Annotated in this window: 16 protein-coding genes, 1 tRNA gene and 1 pseudogene; 5 read left to right on the forward strand and 13 right to left on the reverse strand. The window is 65.8% G+C overall.

Annotated features, from left to right (window positions below):
- Window positions 1-25 precede the first annotated feature (25 nt).
- Window positions 26-2,044: a DNA topoisomerase IV subunit B gene (locus tag EL249_RS09835; protein WP_040530749.1), complete on the reverse strand. Its 2,019-nt coding sequence runs from the start codon at window positions 2,042-2,044 to the stop codon at window positions 26-28.
- 268 nt (window positions 2,045-2,312) lie between these two features.
- On the opposite strand from EL249_RS09835, the gene EL249_RS09840 reads away from it, so the two are divergent.
- Window positions 2,313-3,266, forward strand: coding sequence for an L-lactate dehydrogenase (locus EL249_RS09840; protein WP_040529681.1), 954 nt, complete (start codon window positions 2,313-2,315; stop codon window positions 3,264-3,266).
- A gap of 260 nt (window positions 3,267-3,526) precedes the next feature.
- On the opposite strand, the gene EL249_RS09845 is transcribed toward EL249_RS09840, so the two are convergent.
- Window positions 3,527-5,779, reverse strand: a complete 2,253-nt coding sequence (locus EL249_RS09845; protein ID WP_005672736.1) for a multicopper oxidase family protein — start codon at window positions 5,777-5,779, stop codon at window positions 3,527-3,529.
- A 602-nt stretch (window positions 5,780-6,381) separates the two neighbouring features.
- Between EL249_RS09845 and EL249_RS13865 the strand changes: the two genes are divergently transcribed.
- Window positions 6,382-6,948, forward strand: a complete 567-nt coding sequence (locus EL249_RS13865) for a c-type cytochrome (RefSeq protein WP_419178806.1) — start codon at window positions 6,382-6,384, stop codon at window positions 6,946-6,948.
- 116 nt (window positions 6,949-7,064) lie between these two features.
- Window positions 7,065-8,348, forward strand: a complete 1,284-nt coding sequence (gene ppk2, locus EL249_RS09850) for a polyphosphate kinase 2 (RefSeq protein WP_005672734.1) — start codon at window positions 7,065-7,067, stop codon at window positions 8,346-8,348.
- Window positions 8,349-8,508: 160 nt separating this feature from the next.
- On the opposite strand, the gene EL249_RS09855 is transcribed toward ppk2, so the two are convergent.
- Window positions 8,509-8,730 carry an HP1242/YdcH family protein gene (locus EL249_RS09855; RefSeq protein WP_005672732.1) on the reverse strand — a complete coding sequence of 74 codons (222 nt, stop codon included), beginning with the start codon at window positions 8,728-8,730 and terminating at the stop codon, window positions 8,509-8,511.
- Window positions 8,731-8,940: 210 nt separating this feature from the next.
- Between EL249_RS09855 and EL249_RS09860 the strand changes: the two genes are divergently transcribed.
- Entirely contained in the window at window positions 8,941-10,185 is a 1,245-nt protein-coding gene (locus tag EL249_RS09860) for a DNA polymerase Y family protein (RefSeq protein WP_005672730.1), read from the forward strand.
- A gap of 94 nt (window positions 10,186-10,279) precedes the next feature.
- Window positions 10,280-10,353, forward strand: a tRNA-Cys gene (locus tag EL249_RS09865).
- A gap of 203 nt (window positions 10,354-10,556) precedes the next feature.
- Here the strand turns inward: EL249_RS09865 and pgsA are convergent.
- The 10 genes and pseudogenes from pgsA to lepA all read right to left on the reverse strand — a co-directional run bounded on the left by pgsA (window position 10,557) and on the right by lepA (window position 21,605).
- Window positions 10,557-11,135 carry a CDP-diacylglycerol--glycerol-3-phosphate 3-phosphatidyltransferase gene (pgsA, locus tag EL249_RS09870; protein ID WP_005672728.1) on the reverse strand — a complete coding sequence of 193 codons (579 nt, stop codon included), beginning with the start codon at window positions 11,133-11,135 and terminating at the stop codon, window positions 10,557-10,559.
- Window positions 11,136-11,470: 335 nt separating this feature from the next.
- Entirely contained in the window at window positions 11,471-13,780 is a 2,310-nt protein-coding gene (gene uvrC / locus EL249_RS09875; RefSeq protein ID WP_005672726.1) for an excinuclease ABC subunit UvrC, read from the reverse strand.
- A 28-nt stretch (window positions 13,781-13,808) separates the two neighbouring features.
- A complete protein-coding gene (nagZ, locus tag EL249_RS09880; RefSeq protein ID WP_083799449.1) occupies window positions 13,809-14,843 on the reverse strand; it encodes a beta-N-acetylhexosaminidase in 1,035 nt (344 codons plus the stop codon).
- 124 nt (window positions 14,844-14,967) lie between these two features.
- On the reverse strand, window positions 14,968-15,744 hold the full coding sequence (locus tag EL249_RS09885) for a pyridoxine 5'-phosphate synthase (RefSeq protein WP_005672721.1): 777 nt from the start codon (window positions 15,742-15,744) through the stop codon (window positions 14,968-14,970).
- A gap of 25 nt (window positions 15,745-15,769) precedes the next feature.
- Entirely contained in the window at window positions 15,770-16,474 is a 705-nt protein-coding gene (gene recO, locus EL249_RS09890) for a DNA repair protein RecO (RefSeq protein WP_005672720.1), read from the reverse strand.
- Between the two features lie 82 nt (window positions 16,475-16,556).
- Window positions 16,557-17,486 (reverse strand): GTPase Era, encoded by a 930-nt coding sequence (era, locus tag EL249_RS09895; protein ID WP_005672717.1) that lies wholly within the window; start codon window positions 17,484-17,486, stop codon window positions 16,557-16,559.
- 29 nt (window positions 17,487-17,515) lie between these two features.
- Window positions 17,516-18,199 (reverse strand): annotated as a pseudogene (gene rnc / locus EL249_RS09900) (ribonuclease III); the annotation flags it as partial.
- Between the two features lie 54 nt (window positions 18,200-18,253).
- A complete protein-coding gene (locus EL249_RS09905; RefSeq protein WP_005672715.1) occupies window positions 18,254-18,637 on the reverse strand; it encodes a DUF4845 domain-containing protein in 384 nt (127 codons plus the stop codon).
- 67 nt (window positions 18,638-18,704) lie between these two features.
- Window positions 18,705-19,586, reverse strand: coding sequence for a signal peptidase I (gene lepB / locus EL249_RS09910; RefSeq protein ID WP_005672714.1), 882 nt, complete (start codon window positions 19,584-19,586; stop codon window positions 18,705-18,707).
- Between the two features lie 225 nt (window positions 19,587-19,811).
- The gene (gene lepA, locus EL249_RS09915; protein ID WP_005672713.1) at window positions 19,812-21,605 is read right to left on the reverse strand and encodes a translation elongation factor 4; all 1,794 of its coding nucleotides are present in this window, start codon (window positions 21,603-21,605) and stop codon (window positions 19,812-19,814) included.
- Window positions 21,606-21,633: the final 28 nt, after the last annotated feature.

The raw sequence follows: 21,633 nt of genomic DNA on the forward strand, positions 1-21,633 counted from the left end.
GCCGCAGCCGGCCCGTTGAATTCAGTCAGACGTCGGCACGGGCCTGATCGCCGTGCTCTTCCAGCCAGCTGCGCCGGCCGGCGGCCTCGCCCTTGCCCATCAGGAGCGTGAACTGTGCCTCGGTGTCGGGCACGGGCACGGCGCCATAGCGCACCTGCGACAGGCTGCGGGTGGCCGGGTTCAGCGTGGTCTCCCACAGCTGCTCGGCTGTCATCTCGCCCAGGCCCTTGAAGCGCGACACGGTCCAGCTCCCCTCGCGCATGCCGTCCTTGCGCAGCTTCTCTTCGGTGTGCTGCAGTTCGCGGGCATCCAGGCAGTAGATCTTCCGCAGCGGCTGCTTGCCGCGCGCAGGCACGTCCACCCGGTACAGCGGCGGGCGCGCCACGTAGATGTGCCCCGCGTCGATGAGCGCCGGGAAGTGCCGGAAGAACAGCGTGAGCAGCAGCACCTGGATGTGCGAGCCGTCCACGTCGGCGTCCGACAGGATGCAGATCTTGCCGTAGCGCAGGCCGGACAGGTCGGGGCTGGCGCCGCGCGGGTGCGGGTCGACCCCGATGGCCACGGCGATGTCGTGGATCTCGTTGTTGGCAAAGAGCCGGTCGGGCTCAGTCTCCCAGGTGTTGAGCAGCTTGCCGCGCAGCGGCAGCACGGCCTGGTTTTCCTTGTCACGGCCCATCTTGGCCGAGCCGCCGGCGGAATCGCCCTCCACCAGAAACAGCTCGTTGTGCGCGGTGTCGGTGCTCTCGCAGTCGGTGAGCTTGCCCGGCAGCACGGCCACACCCGAGCCCTTGCGCTTCTCGACCTTCTGGGCCGAGCGCTGGCGCGCCTGCGCCTGGCGGATGACCAGTTCGGCCAGCTTCCGGGCCTGATCGACGTGCTGGTTGAGCCAGAACTCGAACTGGGTGCGCACGGCGCCGGAGACCAGCCGCACGGCATCGCGCGAGCTGAGCCGCTCCTTGGTCTGGCCCTGGAACTGCGGGTCCAGCACCCGGGCCGACAGCACGAAGCTGGCACGCGCGAAGGCATCCTCGGCCATCAGCCGCACGCCTTTGGGCTGCAGGTTGTGCAGCTCGATGAAGCCACGAATGGCGGTGAAGAGCCCCTCGCGCAGACCGGATTCGTGCGTGCCGCCCGCCGGCGTGGGAATGAGGTTCACGTAGGATTCGCGCGCCAGCGGTCCGTTCTCGGTGAAGGCCACCACCCAGTGGGCACCCTCGCCTTCGGCAAAGCTGTCATCACCCCGTCCGGCGTACTGCTGGTCCTCGAAAAGCACCAGCGGCTCCACGCCTGGCTCCTGCGCCAGCTCTTCCTGCAGATAGCCGCGCAGCCCCTCGTCATACTGCCACTGCCGGGTCTCGCCCGTCTTTTCCAGGGTGAGCGTCACACGCACGCCCGGCAGCAGCACGGCCTTGCTGCGCAGAAGCCGCTCCAGCTCCGCCACCGGAATGGTGGCACTGTCGAAGTACTTGGGGTCGGGCGTGACAGTGACGCGGGTACCGGATGAGGGTTCATCGCGCGTGGCCGGCCGGGCCACCAGGGACTCGGCCAGCTCGCCGTCGGCAAAGGCGATGGTGTGGGCCAGCCGGTTGCCCGCAGCGTCCTTGTCGCCCTTGCGCCAGACGGTGACCTCCAGCCGGCGGGACAGGGCGTTGGTGACCGAGACGCCCACGCCGTGCAGGCCGCCCGAGAAGCTGTAGGCGCCGCCCGCAGTCTTGTCGAACTTGCCGCCGGCATGCAGCCGGGTGAAGACGATCTCGATGACCGGCACGCCTTCGTCGGGGTGCAGACCCACGGGAATGCCCCGGCCATCGTCGGTGACCTCGACGCGGCCATCCTTGAAGAGGCGGACATCGATGTGGCGCGCGTAACCGCCCAGGGCCTCGTCGGCCGCGTTGTCGATGACTTCCTGGATGATGTGCAGCGGGTTCTCGGTACGGGTGTACATGCCCGGCCGCTGCCGGACCGGCTCCAGACCCTTCAGCACCCGGATGGAGGCTTCGGAGTAGTCGGCGCCGTTTTTGGATGAGGATGAACGAGTTGCCATCCGGGGATTATCGCCGATGATCTCCGGCGACGCGGCCACGGTGCCGCCTTGCGTCGCTGACACTGCCACAGTTCGGCCCGTGACGTCGCCGAAAACCCGGATGGCGGATGCGGCATCGTCAATCATGGTTAAACGGGAATTACAATAGGGGACAGCCCTGCCCCCGCAGGCCTGTCCGATGGACGGATCGGGGGTGGGTATGGTCGCGGAAAGCCAACGGCACTCCTGCCGGGCGGCCCGGGCCCTTGTGAAACCCCAGGAGAGTCACATGGCAAAAGGAAGAAAGATTTCGGTGGTCGGTGCCGGTGCCGTCGGCACGGCCGTGGCCTATGCAGCCCTGATCCGTCAGGTCGCCAACGAGATCGCCCTGTATGACATCAACACGCCCAAGGTCGAGGCCGAGGCCGCCGACCTGGCGCATGGTTCGCACTTCACGGGCTGGCCCCATGTGAGCGGCAGCAGCGACATCGCGGTGACCAGCGGCAGCGACATCGTGGTGATCACTGCCGGCGCCAAGCAGAACCCGGGCCAGAGCCGCCTGGAGCTGGTCAGGGACAATGCCCGCATCCTGAAGGCGATGATCCCCAAACTGGTGGAAGCCTCGCCCGACGCGATCTTCATCCTGGTGACCAACCCGTGCGACGTGCTCACGATGGTGGCACAGCGCATCTCGGGCCTGCCCACCAGCCGGGTGATCTCCAGCGGCACGGTGCTCGATTCGTCGCGGCTGCGCCGCCTGATCGCCGACCGCGCCCGCATCTCCACGGCCAGCGTGCACGCCTCGATCATCGGCGAGCACGGTGACAGCGAGTTCCCGATGTGGTCGGTGGCCCGGATCGGCGCAGTGCCCATCGCCGACTACCGCGTGAACGGCCACCAGGTGTTCCCGCCGGACGTGCTGGACGACCTGGCCCACCAGGTGATGACCAGTGCCTACAAGGTGATCGCCGGCAAGGGAGCCACCAACTTCGCCATCGGCCTGTCGGCCTCGCGGATCTGCGAAGCCATCCTGCGTGACGAGCATTCGGTGCAGCCGGTCTCCAGCATCCTGCACGGCCAGTACGGCATTGACGGCGTGGCGCTGTCGCTGCCCAGCGTGCTGGGTGCAAGCGGCGTGGAGCAGGTGCTCGACACCCCGCTGAGCGAGGATGAAAAGGCCAAGCTGCGCGCCTCGGCCGACGCCATCCTGAACAGCTTCAAGCTGGTCGAGAAGGAGCTCTGAAAAGAGGCATGCCGTGATGCTGCCCCCCTCCGGGGGCGGCATTGGCCCCAGCAGCAAGCCCCGGTTTCCCGGGGCTTTTTTCATGCCCTCAGGTCGCACACCGACACGTCTGTTCACCACCGATCCGGGCGATCCCCGGAAATGCCTCCTGGCCTTCAAGACAGGAAAAGCCCCGGGACAGGTTTCCCTGCCTCCGGGGCTTTTCAGAGGTTCCCGTCACGGGCTCCTGTCGCCTGGGCGATCAGGAAGCCTGCGGGATATCACTGCACGACCGGGGTCGCCATGATGCTGGCCTGGATCTTGCTCTTGCTGCTGTTGGGCAGCAGGAGCGGGTTGCTCACACCATAGGGGCTCTTGAACTTGGTCGCGAAAGGCTTGGTCTTGCCATCGTCCAGGCCGCAGACGGGCACCGGGCCGAAGCGGGTGGCGATCGGGTTGGCCGGGTCATAGATCCGCACCTTCTGCATCATGCCCTCGTCTTCGTGGTCAAGGATGTGGCAGTGCAGCACGAAGTCGCCCCAATACCGGTTGTACTGGGTCCGTACGGTGACCGTGTACTGGCCCGCCGTGCCCTGTCCCGGAAGCGACTTGATGAACAGCGTGTCACGCCACGTCCCCTTCATGCCGCGGTACTGGGTGTCGGCCACCCCACCGGTGGATCCGGCCGTGTCCGGCGTGTCCATGCCGCTCACGTCGCGGCCCTGCGGGTCCAGGATCGACACGACCTGGAACGGGTTGACGTGGACGTGGTGCGGGTGACCACCGTTGGTCGACTTGACGATCCAGTCCTGCACGGCGCCCAGCTTCAGTTCGCGCGGGGCATCAGTCTCGCTGAACTCCTTGCCATCGACCGTGAAGCGGGGGCCTGTACCGCCCTGAGCCGGCGGAAGGATCGCATAGGTCACCGTCTGCGGTGTCGATTCCGTCACGTCCGCTTCGGTCAGCGTCTTGTGCGGCGTGTAGCGCGACAGCTTCAGCCCGTCGTTCAGGTCAGCCACCACGTTGGCCCGAACGGACTCAGGCACATTGGTGTTGGCCAGGTTCAGCATCTGCTGCTTGACGTAGCTGGGGATGTCGGTGACGTTCATGTTCACGCCATTGCCCACTTCCACGATACCGACCAGCGTGGTGGCCGGCGGCTCGTTGTTGACGGCGCCGGCTGCCGGTACCGACTTGTCCAGCACGCAGTAGAAACCGGACTGCGGGAAGACCGTCACCAGATCCCAGCGATAGCCGGGCTGGAAGGTGGTCTGCGTGGCCGGCTGCATGCTGTCCATGGTCATGCCATCGGACGCTACCCGGTAGTGCGTGAGCGGTGCGCCCGTGCAGTTGTTGTTGATGAAGCGCTGCAGCGGCTTGCCACTGAGGTTGCGCACGTCGCTGACCGGCATGTTGTTCAGGACGGCCTTTCGGAATTCCAGGTTGACGGAATCGCGCACACCACCGTGGATGATCCGCCAGCGCTCGAGCCGGCCCGCGACTGCACCGACAAAGCGCGGCAGCGTCACACCGTTGACCGTGGTGAAGCGGCCGCTGTCGCGCCAGCTGTTCGGCCCCAGCAAGGCATCGTAGTTGTCCACGCTACCCACGTCACCGTCATCACAGCGCAGGGGCGGCAGGCGGGCATTCGGCCCCTGATTGTCGCCCCCATTGGCCGGCATGCGCTTGAGCTTGCCATCGGTCCCCACGCAGCCATACGAAATCTGCTGCAGCATCAGCAGCCGTTCCTGCACACGGGTGCCTGCCGTGGATTTGAGCAGCGTGTCCAGGTCACCGTTGGTGTTGCCACTGGGAAGGCGATTGCCACGGATGATGAGCGCACCGGCCATGCCGCTGGACACCTGCAGCGCGGTGGAACCGTGGAAGTGGCTGTGATACCAGAACGTGCCTGCCGGGTGGTCGCTCGGCACGTCAATCTCGTAGAGCTGCGACTGGCCCGGCTCGACCTTCAGGAAGATGTTGTCCGCATTGCCCCGGGGGCTGACCCACAGGCCGTGCGTGTGCAGGTTGGTGACGTTGAAGCAACGCGGGTCATTCTCTTTCGCGTCCTTGCAGGTCTTATCAGGATCCGGCTCCAGGTTGTTGGTCAGCTTCACGTTCAGCCGCGTACCGGGCTGGATCTCGATGGTGGGCGCCACCAGCGGGCGGCTGGAATCACCGTGGTAGCTACGCAGGCGTACACGGTCGTACTTGTCGTTGTTCGGGTCCCAGATGTAGGAATCCACATAACCGACATCCAGCCGCACGTTGCGCTGACGAGCCGGTGGCAGCGTGGCCTCGCTCACATTGCCCTGCGCCTGGATGCCAGGACCGCCGGACGCGGCGTTCACGTTGTCCTCACCCTGAAACACGGGTGGGTTGCGCACGACGCTGAAGAGGGTGGCGTCCTGCGCCTGGGCCGACAGCGAGGTCAGCCCGAGCAGCGCAGCAGACAGGGCCGTCAGCGCCGGCAGGGCCGGTCGCGAAACGACCTTTCGACGGGACGATGCCCGATGGGTTGTCGCATGAGACACGATGGTTATTCTCCGCCTGATTGAGGGGTACTGAATGACTCATCACGACACCTGCAAATACTGTCGATTGATACGACATTTCGCCCAGATTCGTCGTCATTCAGGCCTTTGTGTTGAAAGACAGGCGAAGCTTAAGGGGCGGGGCCAAAAAATCCTGTTCTCCAAACTTAACGAAACACAATGAACGTAAACCCTACTTACACGCGCCCGGAGCGCCAGGCAGGCGGCCCATTTGAAAAACAGGGATACACGACATGTTTTCCTTTGAAATCAATGAATTACCATGTCTTGCTTGATGAACATCAAGCCTCTCATGACTCACAGCACTTACTGTAGTTACATATAAGGCGATATATCTACAAAGCCTCTACGTTTTTTCAGCGATTTTCCCATTGCGTCGTCATTCTTTTGCGAAGACTTGGCCTTGATGCGCCGAATTCCTTGCGTGATGTTGGAATTCCATACAACTTGAGCAGTCGATGGTGTGATCGGACCGCCCTGCTGAAGGGGTCGATATACTGGCAATGTAGACCCCCACCCGGTTCATCATGTCCCGCCAGCCCCTGCCCCTGCCCTGCCGCCACCTGCTGTTTCCCTGGCTGATGGCGGTTGTGCTGCTGGGCGGATGCGACTCTCAGCCCCCTACACCACCCGCCGGGACAGGCAAGCCTCCGGGATCCGGACAGGTGGTCAGGCCAGACACCCGAATCGCCACGGCACAGTCCGCCACGTCGGAGACGCGCTCAGTCTCCACGGGCCAGGCAGAGGAAGGCGGGAAGCCGGACGAAGGCACCCTGGTCCTGCCATCGGATCCTCCCGCGTCCGACACGCCCGTTTCGTCATCAGCAGCCCCTGATACCGGGCCACCCCGCACGCAGGCACAAGCGCAGGCATCTGCCCCCCAGGCCATCGACGACGCAACGGCCCTGCGCGTTCTGAAATCCAACCACTGTGCATCCTGCCACCAGCCGGAACGCAAGGTGGTGGGGCCTGCCTTCCGTGACATCGGACGGCGTCATGCCGGGCAACCCGATGCAGGCAGGCAGCTGGCTGCAAGCATCCTCGGGGGAAGCAGCAGGAACTGGGGGCCGGTGCCGATGCCGCCGCAGCCGCATGTGAACGATCGCGACCTGAAAATCATCGTCGACTGGATCCTTCAGCAGCACTAGAGCACTGCGCTGAATCCCGGGAAACAACGGCCATTGACTCGAATCAAGATACGTTTTCCGGACCGGCGCATATTCATTCATATCTATTCTTTCTGAACCATCAAGGAACCTCCTGCATGCAGAACGCTACCCGTCCCCCCCAATCTGCCACCGCGGATGGCCCCAAGGCCTCGGACAGCCCGGCCGTCGCAACACCTGCCGAAAGCGCATCCGAGACACGTGCGCGCCGCAGCCCCCCCAAAGCCGCCGCCACGGCCGCCCCGCGCCGGCGCAAAGCGGCTCCGGCAGGGCCGCTGCCCACCGAAGTCCGCCGCGTGGCCAAGGGCGATACGCCGCCCAGCCTGAAGAAAGAGGCCCTGGAAAAATTCGTGACCAGCCAGAAGATCGAGGCCTCTCAGGAAAAACAGGTCGAGGCCGTCGGTTCCATCCTCGACAACGTCGACAAGAAGACCGTGCAGGAGCGCGCCAAGGCTCTGCGCGCCATCCTGGAGGGTGCCGCAGCCGACGACCGGGAGGTCATCCGCAAGGCCCTCAAGGGCAAGATGCCCAAGAAGCTGATGCACTCGCTGGCCAACCCCGACGAGGAGCTGGCCGATGACTGGCGTGACGGCGCCTATCCGTACAAGAACCTGATGCGCCGTGCCACCTACGAGAAGGAGAAATTCCGTCTGCAGGTGGAGCTGCTGAAGCTGCAGGCCTGGGCCAAGGAAACCGGCCAGCGCATCGTCATCCTGTTCGAGGGACGCGATGCGGCCGGCAAGGGCGGCACCATCAAGCGTTTCATGGAGCACCTGAACCCGCGGGGCGCCCGGGTGGTGGCACTCGAGAAACCCACCGACACCGAACGCGGTCAGTGGTATTTCCAGCGCTACATCGAGCATCTGCCCACGCACGGCGAGATCGTGCTCTTTGACCGCAGCTGGTACAACCGGGCGGGCGTGGAGCGCGTGATGGGCTTCTGCACCACGGAGGAATACCAGGAGTTCATGAAGCAGGCGCCCGAGTTCGAGCGCCACCTGGTTCGCAGCGGCATCCACCTGGTGAAGTTCTGGTTCAGCGTCAGCCAGAAGGAACAGCGCCGCCGCTTCCGCGAACGCGAGGCCCACCCGCTCAAGCAATGGAAGCTGAGCCCCATCGACAAGGCGTCGCTGGACAAGTGGGATGAGTACACCCGCGCCAAGGAGGCGATGTTCTTCGAGACCGACACGGCCGACAGCCCCTGGACGGTCATCAAGAGCGACTGCAAGAAGCGCGCCCGCCTCAACGCCATGCGCTACATCCTTCACAAGCTGCCCTACAGCAACAAGTCCATCGAACGGATCGGCAAGCTGGATCCGCTGATCGTGGGCCGGGCCCATGTGGTGTATGAGCGCGGCGAGCGCCCTGATGCCCTGCTGTAAACACTGAGAGTCATCAACGCAGGCGCAGGCTCCTCGCGTGGGGGCCTGCTGCTGACGGGCTCTCTTCATCCACGATAACCCGAAGGCCCCTCGCACAAGGATCCACCCATGAAAAAAGCGCCCCGCAGGGCGCTTTTTTCATGGTGATCCGAAAATCGGATCAGGCCTTGCCGTCTGCCTTGCGCAGGATTTCGTACATCTCGTCCTTCAGGCGCAGCTTCTCTTTCTTGAGATTCTCGATCTCGACGGATGCCGTGCGCTCGACACCGGCTTCCATGGCCTTGATCTTGTGGTCGAGTTCGTTGTGCTTGTCGAACAGACGTGCAAAATGCGAGTCTTCGGTCTTAAGCTTGGTGATCAGTCCACGAAATTCCGGAAACATGCCAGTCAACCTCGAAAGTTGGAACGGAGAGAGAAAACACAGCCGAAGAAATTCGGCCAGCAACTGGTTCGATACTAGCACAAGGTGTCCGTGTTTCCCTGCTCGACAGCCACGGACAACGGCCCCGGCGAAACAGGCGGCAACCTCGGGATATTCACTCAGGGAAAACCCGAATATCCGCCGCATTCCACACGGCTCGTCCCTCGGAAAATGGCCATGAGCACCGCCCTCTCACGACGCATCGCCCATCTGGACATGGATGCTTTCTTCGCCTCGGTGACGCTGCTGCAGTATCCGCAGCTGCAGTCCCTGCCGGTGGTGATCGGCGGCCGGCGAATGACACCCGAGGAACTGGTGGCCCACATCAACGAGCGCCATCCGGGCAGCCCATGGCGAGCGGACGCACTGCAGGCCATCAACCCTGACCATTTCCCCCGGCTGGGCGACTACCGGGGCCGAGGCGTGGCCACCACCGCCACCTATGCTGCCCGGCAGTTCGGGCTGGGTTCGGGCATGGGGCTGGCCAGGGGCGCCCACCTGTGCCCGCAGGCCATCCTGCTGCCACCCGATTTCGATCGGTACCGCCGCTTCTCGCAGGCCTTCAAGGCGATCATCCTGTCCGAAGCGCCGGTGATGGAGGATCGGGGCATCGACGAGGTGTTCATCGACCTGACGAAGGTGGCAGGCGTTCAGGAGGACGGCGGACGTGCGCTGGCCACGCGGCTGCAGGCGCGCATCCAGGCCGAAACCGGGCTGAGCTGCTCGATCGGGGTGGCCCCCAACAAGCTGATCGCCAAGATGGCCAGCGATCTGGACAAGCCGCACGGCATCACGATCATCCGCCCCGAGGATCTGCAGACGCGGATCTGGCCCCTGCCCTGCCGCCGCATCAACGGCATCGGCCCCAAGACCGACGAACGACTGCAGAAACTGGGCGTGCTGACCATTGCCCAGCTGGCCGCCTGCGACACTGCCTGGCTGGTGGAACACTTCGGCACGCGAACCGGCCAATGGCTGCACGATGCTGCCTGGGGGCGCGATGACCGCCCGGTGGCCAATCGGGCAGAGCCGGTGACGATCAGCCGCGAGACCACCTTCGAGCGTGACCTGCATGCCGTGCACGACCGTGCCGAGCTGGCTGCCATCTTCACGCGGCTGGCCGAGCAGACGGCGCAGGATCTGCAGCGTAAGGGCTATCGGGGCCGCACGGTGGGCATCAAGCTGCGCTACGCGGATTTCCGCACCGTGACGCGCGAGCTGACGACAGAGTCCCCCACACAGGACGCCGGCGACATACGACGGCTGGCCGGCCGCTGTCTGAAGCGGGTGGACCTGCAACGGCGCTTTCGGCTGCTGGGCATCCGCGTGTCGTCGCTGGAACGTGCCGATGCCGCCCATGAAGCCGCCCCCGATGCACACACGCAGCCGCCCCGGCAGGGGGAACTGCCCTTCTGAGGGAAGCTCCTGCTGAAAGACACCGCCATGGCGGCAGGAAATATCACCAGACCCTTGACAGGTCAGGGGAATTCCACCAAAATCTTTTTTCTCTGGCGGGGTGGCAGAGTGGTTATGCAGCGGCCTGCAAAGCCGTGGACGCCGGTTCGATTCCGACCTCCGCCTCCAGATTCAAAAAAGCCATTCATCGTTTTCGATGAATGGCTTTTTTCTTTTCCAGGCCCGGATTGGCCTCTGATGGGCTTGGACTTGTCCGGCCTGCAGGCTCTTCCGGCTTTCCGGGCCCTTCCCGCTTCCGGAACCTGCTTGGGGCCCCGGGAGCGACGGGCACGGACGCCGGGGCCGGCAACCGGCCCACGGCAGAACCACTGTCAGTGGGCGCCCGTGTCGCCCCGCAGCTGCGGCCAGGCCTGCTTCAGGTAGTAGGCCATCGAGATGAAGGTCTGGATGGCGGCCAGCGTGATCATCCAGCTGCCCCAGTACTGGCAGTCGAAGCTGCCGATGGGATCGTGGTAGAGCAGCATGGGAATGGCCAGCATCTGGACGGCCGTCTTGACCTTGCCCATCCAGTTGACGGCCACACTCTTGCGCGCGCCGATGCTGGCCATCCATTCACGCAGGGCCGAGATGGTGATCTCGCGGCCGATGATGATGATGGCAATGCCGGCGTTGATGCGGCCCAGATCCAGCAGCATGACCAGCGCCACGCAGACCAGCAGCTTGTCGGCCACCGGGTCGAGGAAGGCTCCCAGCTCGGTCTGCTGCCCCAGGCGTCGTGCCAGCCAGCCGTCCAGCCAGTCGGTGATGGAGGCCAGAATGAACAGGATGGTGGCGACGAGGTTGCGACTGTGTTCGCCCCATGCGTCGAAAGGCACCAGATAGACACAGACCAGCAGCGGTATGGCAAGAATGCGCTGCCAGGTCAGCAGGTTGGGCAGATTGAAGGCCATGGGGGTGCACGTTCGGGTAAACGACCGCTGCACCGGCAGCCACAATGACGGAACGCCCTTGCGGAGGCCAAACGCTGCGCCGGGGGCGCAAAACGGCCGCGCATTGGCGGAAGTGCAGCAACTGGCACAAGCCTATCACAACGGCCGGTGCAGGCAAAAATGCAACAGCCCTTGGCACCCGCCCAGGGCGTCCCTACCGGATCGGGGCACAGCAAGCCCCCCAATGCGGCCGCGCCAGGTGCGGGGGAAGCGTCTGCATGGCACCCCCGAGCGCCCCGTCGCTGACGGAGCCTGATACGCGAAAGGAACGTGCCGGGCAGGTCGCTTCCCGGCCCTCAGCTCTGGTGCAGCTGCTGATAGATGGATTCGGCCAGGGACATGGAAATGCCCTCGACGCTGGCCAGGTCCTCGACGCTGGCCGCCATGATGCCGCGCAGCCCGCCGAAGCGCGACAGCAGCCGCTGGCGGCGGCGGGCGCCCACGCCGTCGATCTCTTCCAGCCGCGATACCTTGCGGGTCTTGGCACGGCGGGCGCGCATGCCGGTGATGGCAAAGCGGTGGGCCTCGTCACGGATCTGGGCCACCAGCATCAGCGCGGGCGATTCCTTGCCCAGCACGAGCGGCTCGCGCCCATCGGCGAACACCAGCGTCTCCAGCCCCACCTTGCGCCCTTCCCCCTTGGCCACGCCCACCAGCAGGCCGATGTCCAGCCCCAGCGACTCGAAGACCTCGCGGGCACTGCTGATCTGGCCCTTGCCGCCGTCAACCAGCACGATGTCGGGCAGACGTGCGGCGTCGTCACGCGCGACGCGGCCGGAGGCCGTGCGGCCCTCCCCGGGCGCAGCGGTCTCGTCGGTATCCGTGCTGGCATCAGCGTCGGACACGGATGTGTGCCCGGCGTCTGCATCGCCGGCGGGCTCATCCCGCGTGGTGGCCCAGCGGCCATAGCGGCGCTGCAGCACCTGGCGCATGGCGGCGTAGTCGTCACCAGGTTCGATGCCCTGGATGTTGAAGCGGCGATACTGGCCGGAGGCCATCCGGTTGTTCTCGTAGACCACGCAAGAGGCCTGGGTAGCCTCGCCCATGGTGTGGCTGATGTCGAAGCATTCGACGCGCAGGCGTGCCGGGTCTTCCAGCGACAGGCCCAGCACGTCGAGCAGGTCCTGGGTACGGCGCAGCTGCGAACCGTCGATAGCCAGGTGGCGGGTGAGCGCAATCTTCGCGTTGGCATGGGCCTGCGCAAGCCACCGGCGCCGGTCCTGCTGCGGGTTCTGCACCCAGGCAACGGCATGGCCCGCCTGGGCGCGCAGGATGCCCAGCAGCTCGGGATCCTGCGGCTTCCGGGCGCAGATGATGACGCCGGGAATGGTGGCCCCCGCATAGTGCTGGGTCAGGAAGGCATCGAGCACGCTGCCCAGGCCCTCCTCGTCCTCCAGGCCCGCAACATGGGACGGGAAATGCGCCTTGTCGCCCAGATGGCGCCCGCCCCGCACCATGGCCAGGTTCAGGCAGACCTGGCCATCGGCCTGCTCGATGGCGATGATGTCGGCGTCCGTATCGGCATTGATCTCCATCGACTGCTGGTGCAGCACGCGCGACAGGGCACTGATGCGGTCGCGCAGCACGGCCGCCTCCTCGAAGCGCAGCTCCTCGGCCGCGGCCTGCATGCCGGCTTCCATCTCCTTCAGGATTTCCTTGTGCCCGCCCTTCAGGAAGGTGATGGCCGAGTTCACGTCACGGCGGTAGGCCGCCTCGTCGATCAGACCGACACAGGGAGCGCTGCAACGCCGGATCTGGTGCAGCAGGCACGGACGCGAGCGGTTGGCAAAGTAGCTGTCCTCGCAGGTGCGCAGGTGGAAGATCTTCTGCAGCACCTGGATGCCCTCGCGCACGGCGAAGGAACTGGGATAGGGACCGAAATACTGGGCGCGCCGGTCGGTGCCGCCCCGGTAGTAGGAAATCTGCGGGAAGGCGTGGGCGCTGAACTTCAGGAACGGGTAGGTCTTGTCGTCGCGGAACAGGATGTTGAAGCGGGGCTTCAGCGACTTGATCAGGTTGTTTTCCAGCAGCAGCGCCTCGGCCTCGGAGCCGACGGTAGTGGTGTCGATCTCCACCACGCGGGCCACCATCTGGGCAATGCGCGGGCTGGCCAGCGTCTTGCGGAAGTACGAACGCACCCGCTTGCTCAGGTCCCTCGCCTTGCCCACGTACAGCACGGTGCCGGAGGCGTCCTTCATCCGATAGACGCCGGGCAGCGCCGGCAGCGTGCGCAAAAAGAGCTTCAGCTCGGCCGGGCGCTCGACGAAGGGCGTGAGAGTGGGCTGCGCGGGCTGGTCTGCCGGGTCTGTCGGGTCTGTCGGGTCTGTCGGGTCTGTCGGGTCTGTCGGGTCTGTCGGGTCTGTCGGGTCTGTCGGGTCTGTCGGGTCTGTCGGGTCTGTCGGGTCTGTCGGGTCTGTCGGGTCTGTCGGGTCTGTCTGGTTGGCCTGTCCAGCCTGCTCCGCCTGCTCGACCGGATCAATGGAGTCCCGGGAGTCGGCAGCCGACACCGCCATGGCTTCAGCAGGCGTTTCCTGCGGCCGCACCGGCCCGGCCGCATCCTGGGAAGCGGCGGGTTTCGGGTCGTCGGGACGGCGGGATTCGGTCATGGCCAGGCAGGAAGGGATGGGAAGGCGCTCAGCCAACGACCCGCGGTCGCAGCGCGTTCAGGCGGCGCTCCAGGTGCGGGTTCTCGGGCGGCTGCAGGTGGGCCAGCAGCTCGTCGGCCAGGTCGGGACGATTGCAGACCAGCACCATGTCGCAGCCCGCCTTCAGGGCCGCACTGGCCCGGGCCGTGATGTCACCGGCCACGGTGGCCGCTTCCATCGTCAGGTCGTCCGAAAAGATCAGGCCGTCGAATCCCAGGCGACGACGCAGGATGGTCTGCAGCCATTTTCGGGAGAAGCCGGCCGGCTTGCGGTCCACCTGCGGGTAGATGACGTGAGCAGGCATGACGGCGGTGAGCGCCGTGCCCAGCCATGCGTAGGGAGCCGCGTCATCGGCAAGGATCTCGTCCAGGCTGCGCGTGTCCTCGGGCATGGCGACGTGCGAATCGGCATCGGCAAAGCCGTGCCCGGGGAAGTGCTTGCCGCAGTTGGCCATGCCGGCCAGCAGCAGGCCGTGCGCCACGCAGCGGGCCAGCATGGCAACCACGCGCGGGTCGTGGTGGAAGGCCCGGTTGCCGATGACGGAGGAACGTCCCCAGTCCAGGTCCAGCACCGGCGCGAAGGTGAAGTCCACCCCGGCGGCACGCAGTTCCTCGCCCATGCGGCGGCCCACCTCGGTGGCCTCGCGGCAGGCCGCCAGCACGTCCGCGTCCCAGCGCTCGCCCAGGGTACGCATGGCGGGGATGGCCGAGAAGCCCTCGCGGAAGCGCTGCACACGGCCGCCCTCGTGGTCCACGGCCACCAGCAGTGCCGGCGAGCGGACGGCATGGATCTCGTCGGTCAGCGCGCGCAGCTGCTCGGGTGACTGGTAGTTGCGGGCAAAGAGGATGACGCCACCCACCAGCGGGTGGCGCAGGCGCTTGCGCTCGGCCTCGGTCAGGCGCAGGCCGGCCACATCGACGATGACGGGGCCAGGTGCCAGATGACGGCTACGGCGCACCGGGGTGCTGGCTGCGCGCCGGGTCGTGCGGGCTGCCGAGGAAGTCTTGCGGGAGGAAGCGGGCATGATGAAAGACGTGAAAGCGGTTGCCTCGAAACAGGCCCGGGCCGGTCGATGCCGGGTGGCACGGATTCCTGCCTGTGCAGATCCGGCCCCCGGTGGCCCGGGATAAGCGGCCGGTGGCTCAGCCCTAGCCAGCCATGCCCCGGCTCTGGGCCGCGGCTGCTGCAGCCTCACGGATCAGGGCCTTCATGGTGGAGACGGCCTCTCGCATGCCCACGAACACGGCACGTGAGACGATGGCATGGCCGATGTGCAGTTCACGCACGCCGGGCAGCGCGGCGACAGGCTGCACGTTGAAGTAGTTCAGGCCATGGCCGGCATTGAAGCGCATGCCTGCCTGCTGGATCAGCGCACCGGCGGTGGCCACGCGCTCCAGCTCGCGGCGGATGGCCGGGCTGGCCACGTCGCGGCCTTCGCGGTGGAAGGTCTCGGCGTAGGGACCGGTGTGCAGCTCGCAGACGGAGGCGCCGGCCCGTGCGGCCGCCTCGACCTGGGCCGGCTCGGCGTCGATGAAGACGCTGGTGATGATGCCGTGGTCGGCCAGCCGGCGGATGGCGTCAGTGATGGCGGCTTCCTTGGACAGGATGTCGAGCCCGCCCTCGGTGGTGATCTCGTGGCGGCCTTCGGGCACCAGCATGGCCATCTCGGGCTTGAGGGCAATGGCGATGTCGACCATCTCGGGCGTGGCAGCCATCTCCAGGTTCAGCTTGATCTGCGTCTGATCACGCAGCCGGCGCACGTCGGCGTCCTGGATGTGGCGGCGATCCTCGCGCAGATGCACGGTGATGCCGTCGGCGCCCCCCAGGTGCGCCTCGACGGCGGCCCAGACGGGATCGGGTTCATAGGTGCGCCGCGCCTGGCGGATGGTGGCGACGTGGTCGATGTTGACGCCGAGTTCGATCATGAGAGATGACTCAAGAGTGGGAAATTCAGAGACGCTGCAGGTCCATCAGGATGCGGCGGGTATCGAGCGGAGCCCCTTCCAGCGGCAGGGCCAGCATCAGCCGCGACAGCCGCTTGGCCTGCGACAGCACGCCGGGTGCATCATACCGCCCGGCAGCCATGTGCTGCAGCGCCTGGCCGCTGAACGTGGCAGGGTCTTCCCCCTGCGTGGCGAACCACTGGCCGCCGTCCATGCGGTAGTTGCGTTGCGGCTCCAGCGGCAGGCCCCGGTGGTCGCAGGCCAGATCGGGCGCATAGCCGATTTCGGTGAGCAGCAGCCATTCGAAGCGGCGCAGGATGCGCTCGTCGGCCCCCTGCTCGCCCAGCTGGTACAGGGCATCCGCATAGGCGTCGAAGAGCTGCGGGTGCGGGTCTTCACGCGCCAGCAGCCGCATCACCAGCTCGTTCAGGTAGAAGGCAAAGAGCAGCGCACGACCGGCCGGCACGGCCATGCCGCCCTGCCATTCGGCACGGGTCAGCGTGCGCAGCTCGTTGCGGCCGCTGAGGCGGAACTCGATGGGCTGGAACTGCAGCAGCACCGGCCGCAGCGCCGAGGTGGGGCGGCGGGCGCCCTTGGCCACGGCCGAGACGCGGCCACGCTCGCGCAGGAAGAGGTCAACGATCAGGCTGGTCTCGCGGTAGGCGTGGCTGTGCAGCACGAAACCGGGTTCGTCGGTCAGCGGGCTGGCCATGTCCGGCTTCCTTCAGGGACGCAGCCGCGCCGTGGCGGGTACAGGCCGCGCGGCCGCGTCGTGACAGGGGCAGCCCGAGGGTTCATTCGTAGCCGTAGCTGCGCAGGTGGGCAGCATCCTTGGCCCAGCCGCTGCGCACCTGAACCCACAGCGTCAGGAAGACCTTGCCGTCGAACATGCGCTCCATGTCCTGGCGCGCCTCGCTGGCGATGCGCTTGATGCGCTCGCCCCCATGCCCCAGCACGATGGGCTTGTGGGCACGACGTTCGACGATGATGGTGGCCGCGATGCGCCGCAGGTTGCCCTCTTCCTCGAAGCGGTCGATGACGACGGTGCTTTCGTAGGGCAGCTCCTCGCCCAGCAGGCGAAAGAGCTTCTCGCGGACGATCTCGGCCGCGAAGAAGCGCTCGGGGCGGTCGGTGAGCTCGTCCTCGCCGTAGATGGCCTCCCCTTCCGGCAGGTTGGACTCGATGGCATCAAGCAGCGCCTCGATGCCCTGCCCGTTGCGGGCGCAGATCGGCACGATGGCAGCCAGACCGGGATGCGCCTCATGGACCTGGGCGATCAGCGGCAGCACTTCGTTGACGTTGCGCAGCTGGTCGATCTTGTTGAGCGCGACGATGACCGGGGCGTCGCCCTTGAGCCAGCCCAGGATCTCGTCGTCCTGTCGCCGCCAGCGTCCCGCTTCGGTGACGAGTACCACCACATCGGCTTGCTGACCCACCGACTGGGCCGTGCGGTTGAGGATCTTGTTGAGCGGGTTGATGCGCTGGGTCTGGTAGCCCGGCGAATCGACGAGGATGAGCTGTGCATGCGGCCGCGACAGCACGCCCTGGATGCGATGGCGCGTGGTCTGTGCCCGGTCTGCCGTGATGGACAGCATCTGTCCCAGCAGCTGGTTGAGCAGCGTGGACTTGCCGGTGTTCGGACGCCCCACCAGGGCCACGTAGCCGCAGCGGAACGGCGTGCCCTCAGCAACGGGTGACGGGGATGCGGAAGGATCGTGCGGCATGAAGGAATACCTCAGTGATGGCCGTGCCGAAGCAGATGTTCCAGCGCAGCGCGGGCAGCCACCTGCTCGGCCTTGCGGCGGCTCTCGCCGCTGCCCTCGAAGGACAGCTTCGGCTTGTCGAGCTGGCACTCCACGTCGAAGCGCTGGTCGTGGGCCTGGCCGTGGGTGGCCACCACCTGGTATCGGGGCAGCGGCAGCCGGTGCCCCTGCAGGTACTCCTGGAGGCGTGTCTTGGCGTCCTTGCCCAGTTCGTGGGGATCGATGGCGTCCAGCAGCGGCTGATAGAGGCGCTCGACGACGCCCGCGGCCGCGGCAAAGCCGGATTCGAGGAAGATGGCACCCAGCAGTGCCTCCACGGCATCGGCCAGGATGGAGGGGCGGCGATGGCCACCGCTCTTGCGTTCGCCCTCGCCCAGGATCAGCGCATCGGGCAATGAGAGCCCGCATGCGATGTCGTGCAGGGGGTCCTGCTTGACGAGGTTGGCGCGCAGCCGGGACAGCGCGCCCTCGGGCGAGTCGGCAAAGCGCGCGTACAGCAGTGAGGCCACCGCGCAGTTGAGCACGCTGTCACCCAGAAACTCCAGCCGTTCGTTGTGCTGGCGCCCGTGACTGCGGTGGGTGAGCGCCTGCACGAGCAGCGCCTCGGACTGGAAGCGGTAGCCGAGGCGGCCTTCGAGGGTATGGCGAATGGAATCTCGGATGGTGCCCGTCATGCGTGTCGTCGCGGCGCCCCGGGAAGCCAGGCGGATGGACATCCGCCCCGGCTCCTATCGCGCGCGTGCATCTCCTTCATAGTCGATGACCAGCTTGACCGGCCCGAACAGCGGGATGTCCTTGCTGTATTTGAACGAGACGGTCATCTGCTCGCCCTGGTCCTTGGAGAAGACCAGCTTGCTGCTGTCGATGGCGTGGAAATCGTCGATGGCCTGCGAGCGGTCAAAGGCGCTGCGGATGGCCTCGGGATTGTTGGCCCCCGAAGCGCTGACGGCGCGCACCAGGGCCTTCTTGATGTTCTGATACTCAAGGAAGGTGGGAACCACCCGCATGACGACCAGCGACACGAAGGCCACGATGATGGCCGTGAAGAGCAGCCCGACCAGGGTGAGGCCGCGCTGCGGGGCACGACGGGTGGCAAGGGAGAAAGCATTCATGATGTGTGGGCGAGACCGCCGGACAGGAATGAGGAACGGTCAGGGCCGGACCGGATGACCGACCCATTTACCGGAATGAGCCAATTCTCTGCAGATCGTTGAAATTCATCCAGATGAAAAACGCCCGTCCAACCAGGTTCTTCTCGGGAACGAATCCCCAGCTGCGGCTGTCCAGGCTGTTGTCGCGGTTGTCCCCCATCACGAAGTAGCTTTTCTCGGGTACCTTGCAGGTCAGCTCCACGGAGGTCTGACGGCAATACTTCTCGGTCTCGGGCGTGCGCTGCAGCGGCACGATGGCCGGATTCTCCAGATCGATCAGCATCTTGTGCGGCACGTTGCCGATGGTCTCGGAATAGCGCTGCATGTAGCGCCCCCGTTCGGCATCGAAGTAGTCGCCGGCCGGGCGCAGCGGCGCTTCCTCGCCGTTCAGGAAGACACGACCGCGCCGCACGGTGATGGTGTCGCCCGGCACGCCGATGACGCGCTTGATGTAATCCACCGACGGATCCATCGGGTAACGGAAGACCACGGTGTCGCCGCGCTGCGGCTCGCCCACCTCGATGATCTTGGTGTCGAACACCGGCAGGCGCACGCCGTAGCTGTACTTGTTGACGAGAATCAGGTCACCCACCAGCAGCGTGGGGATCATCGAGCCCGACGGGATCTTGAAGGGCTCGAACAGGAAGGAGCGCACCACGAAGACGACGAACAGCACGGGGAAGAGCCCGGCGGTGTAGTCGAGCCAGGCGGGCCGGCGGTGAAGGCTGTTCTTGAGCTGCTGCCGCGCCTGCGGACTGATCTTGCCGCCACGCGCCTGCTGCTCGCGTTCCCACGTCTTCAGGCGCTCTTCGGCCTGGCGACGCCTGCCAGGTGCCAGCACCAGCACGTCCAGCAGCCACATGCACAGGGTGAAGGCAGTCAGCAGGAAGAGAATCAGCGGAAAGTTCATGACAAAGCGTGGATCAGGCCCGGGAACCGGGCGGCATCAGAAAGGGGTAAGCAGAAGATCGGGATGAAAAAGCGGGAAGGTTCGGGCGCAGGAAGGCTGCCGGATGGGCCATTGCCTGCGCCAGACCGCTCGCAGCCCAGACAATAGCAGGGTGAGACGCGGAATTTCACGAATCCGTCATGGTAGCCGACGAATGGTCGGTCCGTCTCGACCCTGGCATGTCTCTCAGCGCTCTTCCGCCTGCAGCACGGCCAGGAAGGCCTCCTGCGGAATCTCCACCGAGCCCACCTGCTTCATGCGCTTCTTGCCGGCCTTCTGCTTCTCGAGCAGCTTGCGCTTGCGGGTGATATCGCCGCCGTAGCACTTGGCCAGCACGTTCTTGCGCAGCGCCTTGATGGTCTCGCGCGCGATGATGTTGCTGCCGATGGCTGCCTGAACGGCCACATCGAACATCTGACGCGGAATCAGCTCGCGCATGCGGCTGGCCACCTCACGGCCACGGGAGGTGGCATTGGAGCGGTGGACGATGACCGACAGGGCATCAACCTTGTCGCCGTTGATCAGCAGGTCCATCTTCACCACGTCCGAGGCGCGGTATTCGAGGAACTCGTAGTCCATCGACGCATAGCCGCGCGACACCGACTTCAGGCGATCGAAGAAGTCCAGCACGATCTCGCTCATCGGCAGCTCGTAGGTGAGGTGCACGGCCCGACCATGGTAGGTGAGGTCACGCTGCAGCCCGCGCTTGCCGGTGCACAGCGTGATGACGGGGCCCACGTACTCCTGCGGCACGAAGATGACGACCTTGACGATGGGCTCGCGGATCTCGGCAATGCGTGCCTGCTCGGGCATGCGCGACGGGTTCTCGATGCGCTCGACGGTCCCATCGGTCAGCACCACCTCGTAGATGACGGTGGGCGCCGTGGTGATGAGATCCATGTCGTACTCGCGCTCCAGGCGCTCCTGCACGATGTCCATGTGCAGCATACCCAGGAAGCCGCAGCGGAAGCCGAAGCCCAGCGCCTGCGAGACCTCGGGTTCGAACTGCAGCGAGGCGTCGTTGAGCTTGAGCTTTTCCAGCGCGTCACGCAGTGCGTCGTACTCGCTGGCCTCCACCGGATACAGGCCGGCGAACACGGAGGGCTTGATCTCCTTGAAGCCCGGCAGCGGCTCGCTGGCGGCAGGCGAGACATGGGTGATGGTGTCGCCCACCTTGGCGTGCTTGAGCTCCTTCATGCCGGTGATGATGAAGCCCACCTGCCCGGCCGAGAGCGTGTCGCGCGGCGACGAGCGCGGCGTGAAGACGCCCAGCTGGTCACACTGGTGCTGGGCGTCGGTGGCCATCATGCGGATGCGGTCGCGCGTCCTGAGCGTGCCGTTGACGACCCGTACCAGCATCACCACGCCCACGTAGTTGTCGAACCACGAGTCGATGATCAGCGCCTGCAGCGGTGCGTCCGGATCGCCCTTGGGCGGCGGAATGCGGGTGACGATGGCGTCGATGATCTCGTCCAGCCCCATGCCGGTCTTGGCACTGGCCGGGATGGCGTCGCTGGCATCGATGCCGATCACGTCCTCGATCTCGGCGCGGGCGCTGTCGGGATCGGCCGACGGCAGGTCCATCTTGTTGAGCACCGGCACCACCTCGACACCCAGGTCGATGGCGGTGTAGCAGTTGGCCACGGTCTGTGCCTCGACACCCTGTGAGGCGTCCACCACCAGCAGCGCCCCTTCGCAGGCCGACAGCGAGCGGCTGACTTCATAGGAGAAGTCGACATGTCCCGGGGTGTCGATGAGGTTGAAGAGGTACTCGGTGCCGTCGGCCGCGCGATGCACCAGCGAGGCGGTCTGTGCCTTGATGGTGATGCCCCGCTCGCGCTCCAGGTCCATCGAGTCGAGCACCTGGCTGTCCATCTCGCGTTCGGACAGCCCCCCCAGGCGCTGGATCAGCCGATCGGCCAGCGTGGACTTGCCATGGTCGATGTGGGCGATGATGGAAAAGTTGCGAATGTGCTGCATACCGGCGCGATGGGGGTTGGCAAAGAGG

Source organism: Lautropia mirabilis (genome assembly GCF_900637555.1).
Taxonomy (GTDB): Bacteria; Pseudomonadota; Gammaproteobacteria; order Burkholderiales; family Burkholderiaceae_E; genus Lautropia; species Lautropia mirabilis.

Excerpts from the sequence above, each read along its gene's own strand:
- EL249_RS09835 (WP_040530749.1), bottom strand. The coding sequence starts at position 2,044 with ATGGCAACTCGTTCATCCTCATCCAAAAACGGCGCCGACTACTCCGAA.
- EL249_RS09840 (WP_040529681.1), top strand. The coding sequence starts at position 2,313 with ATGGCAAAAGGAAGAAAGATTTCGGTGGTCGGTGCCGGTGCCGTCGGC.
- EL249_RS13865 (WP_419178806.1), top strand. The coding sequence starts at position 6,382 with ATGGCGGTTGTGCTGCTGGGCGGATGCGACTCTCAGCCCCCTACACCA.
- ppk2 (WP_005672734.1), top strand. The coding sequence starts at position 7,065 with ATGCAGAACGCTACCCGTCCCCCCCAATCTGCCACCGCGGATGGCCCC.
- EL249_RS09855 (WP_005672732.1), bottom strand. The coding sequence starts at position 8,730 with ATGTTTCCGGAATTTCGTGGACTGATCACCAAGCTTAAGACCGAAGAC.
- EL249_RS09860 (WP_005672730.1), top strand. The coding sequence starts at position 8,941 with ATGGCCATGAGCACCGCCCTCTCACGACGCATCGCCCATCTGGACATG.
- pgsA (WP_005672728.1), bottom strand. The coding sequence starts at position 11,135 with ATGGCCTTCAATCTGCCCAACCTGCTGACCTGGCAGCGCATTCTTGCC.
- uvrC (WP_005672726.1), bottom strand. The coding sequence starts at position 13,780 with ATGACCGAATCCCGCCGTCCCGACGACCCGAAACCCGCCGCTTCCCAG.
- nagZ (WP_083799449.1), bottom strand. The coding sequence starts at position 14,843 with ATGCCCGCTTCCTCCCGCAAGACTTCCTCGGCAGCCCGCACGACCCGG.
- EL249_RS09885 (WP_005672721.1), bottom strand. The coding sequence starts at position 15,744 with ATGATCGAACTCGGCGTCAACATCGACCACGTCGCCACCATCCGCCAG.
- recO (WP_005672720.1), bottom strand. The coding sequence starts at position 16,474 with ATGGCCAGCCCGCTGACCGACGAACCCGGTTTCGTGCTGCACAGCCAC.
- era (WP_005672717.1), bottom strand. The coding sequence starts at position 17,486 with ATGCCGCACGATCCTTCCGCATCCCCGTCACCCGTTGCTGAGGGCACG.
- EL249_RS09905 (WP_005672715.1), bottom strand. The coding sequence starts at position 18,637 with ATGAATGCTTTCTCCCTTGCCACCCGTCGTGCCCCGCAGCGCGGCCTC.
- lepB (WP_005672714.1), bottom strand. The coding sequence starts at position 19,586 with ATGAACTTTCCGCTGATTCTCTTCCTGCTGACTGCCTTCACCCTGTGC.
- lepA (WP_005672713.1), bottom strand. The coding sequence starts at position 21,605 with ATGCAGCACATTCGCAACTTTTCCATCATCGCCCACATCGACCATGGC.